This window comes from Eggerthella sp. (assembly GCF_048329335.1).
Lineage (GTDB): Bacteria > Actinomycetota > Coriobacteriia > Coriobacteriales > Eggerthellaceae > Eggerthella > Eggerthella lenta.
Map to the genome: position 1 here is coordinate 1 of NZ_DBFEGU010000417.1, position 8950 is coordinate 8950.

The window sequence follows — 8950 nt, forward strand, 5'->3', positions numbered from 1 at the left end:
TCGCCGTTCTCGACGCCATCCAGCAGCATCTGCGCACGCCGCTGCTCGACCAGATCATGCTGCTGGCCACGCATCTGGGAGACCTCGCCCTCGTGTGGCTCGTCGCCGGCGCCGTGCTCGTCGCGCAGCCGAGGTACCGCAGGTGGGGCGTAGCCGTGCTCCTGGCCGTCGTCGCGACCGCGATCCTCGGCATGTTCGTGCTGAAGCCGCTGTTCGGGCGCGCACGGCCGTTCGTCGCCTACGAGTTCGCCGGTCTGCTCATCCCGCCGCCGTCGGGCGATTCGTTCCCCTCGAACCACTCCATGGTGTCGTTCGCCGCTGCCGCGGCGCTGTGCTGTCTGCCGGGGAAGGGCAGAGGCGTGCTGGCGCTCAAGGTCTCGGCCGTGGCCGTCGCATGCCTCATCGCCTTCTCGCGCCTCTACCTGTACGTGCACTATCCCTCCGATATCCTGGCGGGCGCCGTCATCGGCATCGCGGTCGGCATCGGTTCGGTTTGGCTCGTGGAGAAGACCTGGCCCGAATCGTCGTCAGACTGAAAGCGTTGCCGAAGAGGCCTCTCCCGTCGCGAGCCTCTAGGCCGACGCCCGCTTGCGCGCGGGTTTCTTCGCCGGAGCGGGCTTCTTCGGCCCGCCGTCCTTGCCGTCGCGCGCCTTGAGGCTGGCCGACAGGGCGTCCATGAGATTGATGATGTTCGACGGCTGGGCTTCTTGGCTTTCGGCCACGATCTGCTTGCCGGCTATCTTGTCCTGGATGAGCTGCATGAGCTTCTCCTGGTACGTGTTGCGGAAGCGGCTCGGATCGAACGGCGCAGTCATGCTCTCCACCAGCTGCTTCGCCATGGACAGCTCCTCGTCGGCCACGTCGGGGTGCTGGAGCGTCTTGGGGATGTCCTTAACCTCGCTCTGATAGTGCAGCGTCATCATGACCAGGTCATCGTCGTGGGGGATGAGCGCGATGGGCGTTTCCGAATTGCCCAGCACCGTCGTGCCGATGGCGATCTTGCCTTCGTCCACCATGGCTCGTCGAAGCAGTTCGAGCGCCTTCTCGCCGCCGGGCTGGGCTACCACCTGGTAGGGCTTCTCGAAGTAGAGAGGCGGCACCTCGTCGATGTCGGAGAACTGCACGATCTTCATAGCGCGATCGGCATCGGTCTTGATGGCGTCCAGCTCCTCGTCGTCCACCACTACGTACTTGCCCTTCTCGTACTGGTAGCCTTTCACGATGTCTTCCGGTTTCAGCTCTCGTTTACAGTCAGGGCACGTCTTCACGTATCGCACGCGCTTCATGCTATCTTTGGCAAGTTGGTTGAACCGTACGGCGTCATCCTGCGTCGCCGTGAACAGCTCCACCGGGATGTACACGAGACCGAACGCGATTGCGCCTTTCCTACCGGCCATGACCTGCTCCTTCCTCGCGGATGCTTCTCGGCATCGTAGCGCGGGCTTGCCGTCTGCCTCGCTTCGGAGATCGACCGAGGACGAACTGCAACGATGGCGTTTTCACGCGGGCAAGCTGGCAGATGAGCTGAGGCGAGGAAAGGAGGCGGAAGCGGGCATGGACGAGCAGGTCGTCTATTGGATCGGCTTCTTCGTTGCGCTCGCGTTCATCGTGTTCGGCGCGGACGACGTGCTGTGGGACGTGTTCGCGCTGTTTCGCGGCACGGGCAAGAAGCGCGTGAAGCTGTCGCTCATCAACGAGAAGCCGCCGAAGATGCTGGCCGTGGTCATCGCCGCCTGGCACGAGGACGCCGTGCTGGGCGAAGTGGTGGACAACCTCGTGGCCTCCGCGCAGTACCCGCGCTCGCTGTACCGGGTGTTTTTGGGCGTCTATCCCAACGATGCGGCTACCGTGGCCGTGGCTCGCGCGCTCGAGGCGCGCCATGGAGGCACCGTGGTGTGCGTGGTGGGAGACGATCCCGGACCCACGTCGAAGGCCGCCAACATCAACCATACCGTGCGGGCCATCCGGGAATACGAGGCCGAGCGCGACGTGCGCTTCGCGAGCGTCACCATCCATGACGCGGAGGACGTGGTGCACCCCAACGAGTTCAAGATGACGAACTACTTGATCGACGACTACGACGCCCTCCAGTTCCCCGTGTTCCCGCTGCAGCGCATGCCGCGGCTGCGGCTGTTCTTCAAGACGTTGACCTCGTCCACCTACGCCGACGAGTTCGCCGAGCACCACTTCCGCACCATGGTCATGCGCGACGAGCTGGGCTTCGTTCCTTCGGCGGGCACGGGCTTCGCCATCGGCCGGCGCGTCCTCGACGCGTTTCGCGACGAGGAACTGCTGCCGCGCAACAGCCTGACCGAGGATTACAAGCTGTCGCTCACCTTGCGCATGCGCGGCTTCCGCGTGCACTACGTGCTTGAGAAGGTGCCGCGCGTCGACGCGCGCGGGCGCACCGTGTGGGACTACATCGCCACGCGCTCGCTGTTCCCGTCGACGTTCAAGGCGGCGGTGCGGCAGAAAGCGCGATGGGTGTACGGCATCACGATGCAGAGCGCGAGCATGGCCGATGTGTTCGGCAAAAGCGAGCTTACGTTCGCCGAGCGCACGTTTCTGTACAAGGACCTCAAGGCGAAGTTCGCGAACTTCGTGCTGCTGCCGGGCTACGCCGTGCTCGCGTACTTCCTCGTGCAGACGTTCGCGCCGCAGCTGGAGCTGCCCGTCATGTACCCCTTGCACAGCCCTTCGTGGTGGATGTGCGTGTTTCTGCTGTTCATGATGGTGGAACGGCAGGTGCTTCGCGGACGCGCGCTTGCGAACGTGTACGGCTGGAAGACGATGGCGTTCTCCATCCTGCTGCCGCCGCTGTTCCCGCTCAGGCTTCTGTGGGGCAACCTCATCAACATGTGCGCGACGTTTCGCGCATGGCGGCAGAAGATCGCCTACGTGCTGCTGCGCGGACGAGAGGCCAAGGCGGCCGCCGCGCCGGTCGTCGAGCATCGGGGCAACGCGGCAGAGGAGGAGGGCGAAGGAAAGCCTGCAACGGACGGAGACGACGCGCAAACCTCGAATGCGACGTCTGCGCAGGAAGGTCCCGCATGGAACAAGACCGACCACGAATTTCTCCCCGCTTCGGTGCTCGAACGCTATCGGCGCCTTCTGGGCGACGCGCTGCTGGAGAGGGGTTTCGTGGAGCCAGGGCATCTGGAAGACGCCGTGGGATCGGCGCGTGCGCGCGGCGTGCGGTTGGGGCAGGAGCTGCTGAGGCAGGGATTGGTCGAAGAGAGGCACCTCACGCAGGCTTACGCCTTGCAGCAGCAGTCGATGCACGTGCGCGCACAGCCCGACCTCGTGCTTCTGGAGCTGATGGATCGCATGCCGTTCGCCGCGGCGGATCGGTTCGCCGCGCTGCCGCTGGTCGAGAGCGAAAAAGGCTGGATCGTCGCCGTGGACGACGACCTTTCGTGCGCGGAGCGAGACGAACTGGCGTTTCTGCTGGGCGAACCGACGTTCTTCCTGTTCTCCAGCACAGCCGACCTGCTCGAAGCGTTCGAAGGCGCTCTCGCGTTCGACAACGCGGCGGAAGCTCCGCAACCTGCCGGGGCGGCGACGCTTCTGGAGGAGACGAGCGTAGAGCTGCCACAGGCGGGCATGGCGCTGGCTTACGCGCTGCATCTCGGCCGCTCGGTCGACGACATCGCTTGCGAGATGGGCCTCGCCGTGTCGCGTTTCTCCTAGTCGAGGGCGTCATGGAGTGCGCTGCATATGCGCTCGGCCGCATGTCCGTCTCCGTAGGGGTCGGGAGCGGCCGCCATGCGCGCGTACAGCGCCGCATCGCCCAACAGCGCCTCGCACGATGCGCGCACGCCTTCGTACGTCGTGCCGACCAGGGCGGCGCAGCCCGCTTCAAGCGCTTCGGGACGCTCGGTATCGTCGCGCAGCACGAGCACGGGCACGTCGAGGGCCGGTGCTTCCTCCTGCACGCCGCCCGAATCCGTCAGCATGAAGGCGCATCGTGCCATGAAGTTGGAGAAATCGGCGTATCCGAGCGGTTCGACGAGGGTGATGCGCGGATGCCCGCCCAGCGCCCTCTCGGCTATCGCGCGCACGGCGGGGTTCTTGTGCACGGGGTACACCACGCGCACGTCAGCGTGGGCGTCTGCCGTGTCGCGTACTGCAGCGAACATGCGCTCCATCGGTTCGCCCAGGTTCTCGCGCCGATGGCACGTCAACCCTAAGACGCGCAATCCGTCGAAATCGACCGCTTCGAGAGCCGGCTCCTCGAAGCGGTAGGAAGAGCTTACCGTTTCAAGGAGCGCGTCGATGACGGTGTTGCCCGTTACCCGGATGCTATCCGGATCGACGCCTTGCGCGAGGAGGTTTGCTCGGTTGCCTTCGGTGGGGGCGTAGTGCCAGGTGGAGAGGCTTGAGATAAGACGACGGTTCATCTCCTCGGGAAAGGGGGAGTACCGGTTTCCCGATCGCAGGCCCGCCTCCACGTGCCCCACGGGGATCTGTCGGTAGAACGACGCGAGCGCCAGCGCGAGAGCAGTGGTGGTGTCGCCGTGCACGAGCACTGCGTCGGGCGCCGCGAGCTCCAGCACGGGGGTCGCGACCGTCAGAATGCGCGCCGTGAGCCCGTCGAGCGTCTGACGGTCGCGCATGAGGTTCAGGTCATGATCGATGCGCAAGTCGAACGCAGCCGCCGTCTGGTCGAGCATCTCGCGGTGCTGAGCCGTCGAGAGCGCCTCGACCTCGAACGCCTTGTCGGCTTCGAGCGCGTTCAAAACCGGCGCCATCTTAACCGCTTCCGGGCGCGTGCCGAATGCGATGAGCACGCTCTTCCTGCGCTTCATGCAAGCCTCCGTTTCCTTGCGGCTCCAAGACGGAGGAAGGGCCGGCATATGCCGGCCCTTCTCGTTCGTATCCCGTTATGCAAGACGTCGGACGAGCGAAACGCATCCCAACACGCCTAGGAAGCATAGCAGGGAAACCACGTACCCCATGATTCCTCCTTGCAAAGAGCCTACGGTATCCATGGCGCACACGATACCATTCCGCAGACCGAACGCACCAAAGCGTTCATATCGGTTACCGTGCAGTATCCTAAACGTAACCGCCGCAGATGACGCGGACTCTAGCCTGAGAACAGCGCGGTAGACAGCGCCTGCTCGGCTCCGCTCGCCGGCCCCCATGCGTTGTCCGTGCGCGTGAACGGCAATTCCACCGGGTTGGATTCGGTCGGTTCCACCGAGCCGAGCGCTTCGAGCACCAGCTGGCCGACCTTCTCGTTGATCTGGTCGGCATCGAGCTCGGCCGTCTGCCCATCTTCTGCCAGCGCCGTCGTAGCCTCCGTAAGCGCTTGGGCGAACGCGTCGAACTTCTTGCAGGTAAGCACCACGGTCGCCGTGGCGCTGTCGCCGTCCACCTTCACCTCGTCGATGCGATAGTCGAATCCGTCGAGATAAGCGGCTATGAACGACTTGGCATCGATGCCGTAGGTTGCCAGCTGGTCTACCCCGCTGTCGGCCGCCAGCTCGTCGAGCAGCGCCTCGTCGTGGGTCTTCAGGCGTTCCAGCTCGTCGGCCACCCCCTGTCGCACCACTTCCTCCGCGCTCGGGCCGCAGGCGCCGAGCGATAGGGCTCCGACGCTCAGCGCGACCGCGGCAAGGCAAGCCGCCACGACCGTTTTAATGGGTTTCATCGTTTTCCCCTTCCTGGTATGCGTCGTTCCAGCATAAGGCCTTGCGAGCCTCGCGTCCATCCCGGTTTGTCGGCTTGCTGATCGGCGACGGCATAATGCGAGCGACCGTCTTAGAGCAACTCTAAGACGGTCGCATCGACCGCTGCAGAAGGAGGGGAGGCTAACCGTTCAGCAACGGCTCGGTGAACCAGTCGCGACGTTCCCAGTTCTGCCGTTCCATGATGCGCGCGAACGTTGAGGAGCAGAACCGACGAACCGCGGCCTGGGGATCGTCGTAACGCAACGCATCCTTTAGCCGCAGAAAGTACTCGGAGCTCTCGACATCGAAGAACGCCTCGTCGACATTCGCATCGCTCGACGACCCTTTCTCAACAAACGGATAGGCCAGTACGAAGAAGGAAGGATCGTTCGTAGCATCGTCGCCCGGCCAGAACCCGAATTCCACGAACTGCTCGTCGAAGGCGACACGCTCTACTATGGAAGCCGTGCGTTCGAAGGGACAGGGCTTTCCGGAGAACAGCACGGTCGTCATGTCGAAGGTGCCCCAGAACAGCGAAGGCGGGATCTTCTTCCCGCGAAACGGCGCCGCGAACCCGCTCAAAGCCGCGCGCGCGAACAGGAACTGACGGAAGCAGCGCCGTGCAGCCGCGGCATCGAACTCGCGCGCGATATTCTGCCGATCGAACGGAACCTCGGTGTGCATTTCCTGCGGGACGGTGTTGATGGCTATCGGATGCCCGATGTTTTCGAGCATCGCCGTGAAACGGCCGGACAGCTCGCTCACCGAGACGCACTCTTCGATAGGGAAACGCGCGCAGTCGCCTGCCGCGGTCATCGCGGCCATCTCGGCATCCGCGATGTTCAGTTTAATCTCGAAGCCGTCCGCGCCGAACGGGATCAGTCCGGTGGTGAAGCCGTTCGCATCGGCATCGAGCACCACTTGCTTCCATTCAGGTTGCGGATCCATCGATTGCAGCTTCGCTTTTCCCATCATCTGCAGCAGCATATGCACGGTGTCGCACGTGTCGCGCCACTCGCCGTACGTCAATACGTTCATATCTATCACCTCGCAGCCATCCTACGAGCGGACGAAGCCGGAACCGCCAGCCGCGGACGGTTCGTCAGACGTTCGTTGGCAAATCGGGATGCCGCCGTACTGCTTGCCCGGCTTATTCCGACGTCGCAGTTGAGCCTTCGCCCATGCGCGAAAGGACGATCACCGACAAAACAGGTACGTTCGGTAGCTGAAGAAGCATCGGCGTGCTCGGCTGCCCGCAAGCCGGTATCATTGCTCAAAATTTACCACTTTAGTAGGAATTAATCGAAAGGAGTTGCGAGCATGGGGGAGATGAAGAAGGAAGAGCGGGGCTCGTGGGCTGATCCGAGCGCTCTAGGGTTGTTCGGGCTGGCGATAGTCACGCTCGTGGCCTGTTCTCAAAAACTCGGCATCACCGACGGGACGGCGGCTGTCATGGGGTGGGCCATTTTCCTCGGGGGATGCGCTCAGCTTATCGCCGGATTGATCGATTTGAGGAAGAACAACGCATTCGGCGGCACCGCGTTTATCGCATACGGGTTGTTTTGGCTTGCCATGGCATTCGGCTGGGCGACGACCAACGGCATGTTCGGCTCTTATGCGGCCGAAACGTTCGATCCGCGCCAAACAGGAGCCGCTTTCGTGGCGTACCTCATCTTGACTGCGTTTATGACCATAGGAGCGCTGCGTACCACGAAAGTGCTGTTCTTCATATTCCTCGCCATTGATTTTCTGTTCGTCGGCTTGGCTCTAAGCGCGTTCGGGGTTGCTCGAGAAGCGACGCATATGCTCGCCGCGATCAGCGAGCTTGTTATTTCGCTCCTCAGTTTCTACTGCGCGGGCGCCAATATCTTGAACAATCACTTCGGGGATCAATTCCTATCGCTCGGCAACCCCTTCTGGTCGAAAAAATCCTGAATATCTGTATAACTTTACATAACGTATATTATCAATAAAATAGATATTTGAGAAGCGGTCAGGGGAGTTTGGGCTGGCGAGCATTCGGAAGCAAAAAGCAAAGCGCTGCGGGTTCCGTGCATAACCTGCAGCGCTTTATGCGGTTTCGACAGCGGATAAGTTTATCCCCAGGTCGAGGTCGATCCTGCAGCACCGATCCCGGCATCCGTCACAGCTCCCGCGTAATCGCCGCTTTCCATCATCTCGAGTACTACGGGCATCATCAGATAGAACGAAATCGCGTTGAGAGCGAACGCCACGCCGCACACGGCCATGCCGACGATCGCCGAGCGCTTGAGACGCTGCGCAAGCGCGGATACGTCCGTGCGCTTCTCGATGAGCTTGTTCAACTTGCGGAGCGCGATGATGGCGCAGACCAGTCCCACGCCGCTGAGAAGTACGCCGCCGATGAACAGCGACACGGGTCCGGCCACGCTCGCCACCATGACCATCGTCTGAGCCTTTTTCAGCTCGCGAAGGTCGTTCATGTTCGACGACGGAACCGGGACGCCGTTAAGCGTCGTCTGCCGGCTGCGATCGTCAGGCTCGCGCCCGGGATCGCGCCCTTGAGGCGGCTCAGGCGGCCTATGTTCGTTGTCAGTCATGCGCTCTTTCCCTATTTCTCAAAATTTCATAGCCATTGACCTGGGGTTTTGCAAACGTGGCTCTGAGAGCCGTTCTAAGGCCCTATTTTGCCTTCGGACGAGTCCTAGGTCATGGAAATCGCGGTTCTTCAAACCGGATTCGGCGAGTACTATACCACGAAGGTCATCGAGACTTTCTATCCGTCGACAATTCCACACCTGCGGCGCTCAACCGCTTCAAGCTCTCGTCGAGCTCGGCTCGCTGGTACTCGAGCACCGTCTCCTGAGCCCGCACGATGGCCAGCCGCTCGTCGCGCGTCGCCGCGCCGCGGCGCTGCAACTTCACGTAATACTGGATGCCCTCGATCGACAGGCCGCTTTTCCGAAGCGCATCGACGAAGTACAGCTGAGCCACATCCGATTGCGAGAACGTGCGGACGCCGCGCGCATCGCGCGCCAGTTCGGGAAAGAACCCGCATTTGTCGTAGTAGCGAATCGTGAACGCGGAGATGCCCGTCATGTCGGCGACTTCGCTGATGCCGAAGCATGGCAGCGTGTTGTCGGCTTGAGCTCCGTGCTCGCTCGCGTCCATCGATGCCCCTTTCGCTCTTGCTTAGAGTAACTCTAAGCGGGTGGAAGGATCAGGTTCAAAGACTCACGCCGCTGCTGCCGAACCCGCCCGCGCCGCGCTCCGTATCCGGCAGCTCCGCGCACACG

At 62.5% G+C, this 8950-nt stretch carries 9 protein-coding genes; 3 read left to right on the forward strand and 6 right to left on the reverse strand.

The features are described 5' to 3' along the window. The coding region (locus tag ACMO6A_RS12890) for a phosphatase PAP2 family protein (RefSeq protein ID WP_418471377.1) at positions 1 to 536 on the forward strand (536 nt) is incomplete at its 5' end. 36 nt (positions 537 to 572) lie between these two features. Here ACMO6A_RS12890 and ACMO6A_RS12895 read toward each other — a convergent pair. Beyond that, positions 573 to 1397, reverse strand: coding sequence for a Ku protein (locus tag ACMO6A_RS12895; protein WP_009307007.1), 825 nt, complete (start codon positions 1395 to 1397; stop codon positions 573 to 575). Between the two features lie 157 nt (positions 1398 to 1554). Here ACMO6A_RS12895 and ACMO6A_RS12900 point away from each other — a divergent pair, with 157 nt between their 5' ends. Further along, positions 1555 to 3690: a phage adsorption protein NrfB gene (locus ACMO6A_RS12900; RefSeq protein ID WP_009608639.1), complete on the forward strand. Its 2136-nt coding sequence runs from the start codon at positions 1555 to 1557 to the stop codon at positions 3688 to 3690. On the opposite strand, the gene wecB is transcribed toward ACMO6A_RS12900, so the two are convergent. The 3 genes from wecB to ACMO6A_RS12915 all read right to left on the reverse strand — a co-directional run bounded on the left by wecB (position 3687) and on the right by ACMO6A_RS12915 (position 6713). Further along, positions 3687 to 4808: a non-hydrolyzing UDP-N-acetylglucosamine 2-epimerase gene (gene wecB, locus ACMO6A_RS12905; RefSeq protein ID WP_009608691.1), complete on the reverse strand. Its 1122-nt coding sequence runs from the start codon at positions 4806 to 4808 to the stop codon at positions 3687 to 3689. The two genes, ACMO6A_RS12900 and wecB, sit on opposite strands and share 4 nt — an antisense overlap. A 281-nt stretch (positions 4809 to 5089) precedes the next feature. Further along, positions 5090 to 5656 carry a hypothetical protein gene (locus tag ACMO6A_RS12910; protein ID WP_009608633.1) on the reverse strand — a complete coding sequence of 189 codons (567 nt, stop codon included), beginning with the start codon at positions 5654 to 5656 and terminating at the stop codon, positions 5090 to 5092. A 160-nt stretch (positions 5657 to 5816) separates the two neighbouring features. Then, positions 5817 to 6713 (reverse strand): DUF5996 family protein, encoded by an 897-nt coding sequence (locus tag ACMO6A_RS12915; RefSeq protein WP_035577132.1) that lies wholly within the window; start codon positions 6711 to 6713, stop codon positions 5817 to 5819. Positions 6714 to 6995: 282 nt separating this feature from the next. Between ACMO6A_RS12915 and ACMO6A_RS12920 the strand changes: the two genes are divergently transcribed. Next, positions 6996 to 7610 (forward strand): acetate uptake transporter, encoded by a 615-nt coding sequence (locus ACMO6A_RS12920; protein WP_009608630.1) that lies wholly within the window; start codon positions 6996 to 6998, stop codon positions 7608 to 7610. 161 nt (positions 7611 to 7771) lie between these two features. Here the strand turns inward: ACMO6A_RS12920 and ACMO6A_RS12925 are convergent, their stop codons facing one another. Beyond that, a complete protein-coding gene (locus tag ACMO6A_RS12925; protein WP_226843991.1) occupies positions 7772 to 8254 on the reverse strand; it encodes a hypothetical protein in 483 nt (160 codons plus the stop codon). Positions 8255 to 8417: 163 nt separating this feature from the next. Further along, a complete protein-coding gene (locus ACMO6A_RS12930; RefSeq protein WP_009608699.1) occupies positions 8418 to 8825 on the reverse strand; it encodes a MerR family transcriptional regulator in 408 nt (135 codons plus the stop codon). Between the last annotated feature and the right edge of the window lie 125 nt (positions 8826 to 8950).

Excerpts from the sequence above, each read along its gene's own strand:
- ACMO6A_RS12920 (WP_009608630.1), top strand. The coding sequence starts at position 6,996 with ATGGGGGAGATGAAGAAGGAAGAGCGGGGCTCGTGGGCTGATCCGAGC.
- wecB (WP_009608691.1), bottom strand. The coding sequence starts at position 4,808 with ATGAAGCGCAGGAAGAGCGTGCTCATCGCATTCGGCACGCGCCCGGAA.
- ACMO6A_RS12930 (WP_009608699.1), bottom strand. The coding sequence starts at position 8,825 with ATGGACGCGAGCGAGCACGGAGCTCAAGCCGACAACACGCTGCCATGC.
- ACMO6A_RS12915 (WP_035577132.1), bottom strand. The coding sequence starts at position 6,713 with ATGAACGTATTGACGTACGGCGAGTGGCGCGACACGTGCGACACCGTG.
- ACMO6A_RS12925 (WP_226843991.1), bottom strand. The coding sequence starts at position 8,254 with ATGACTGACAACGAACATAGGCCGCCTGAGCCGCCTCAAGGGCGCGAT.
- ACMO6A_RS12895 (WP_009307007.1), bottom strand. The coding sequence starts at position 1,397 with ATGGCCGGTAGGAAAGGCGCAATCGCGTTCGGTCTCGTGTACATCCCG.
- ACMO6A_RS12900 (WP_009608639.1), top strand. The coding sequence starts at position 1,555 with ATGGACGAGCAGGTCGTCTATTGGATCGGCTTCTTCGTTGCGCTCGCG.
- ACMO6A_RS12910 (WP_009608633.1), bottom strand. The coding sequence starts at position 5,656 with ATGAAACCCATTAAAACGGTCGTGGCGGCTTGCCTTGCCGCGGTCGCG.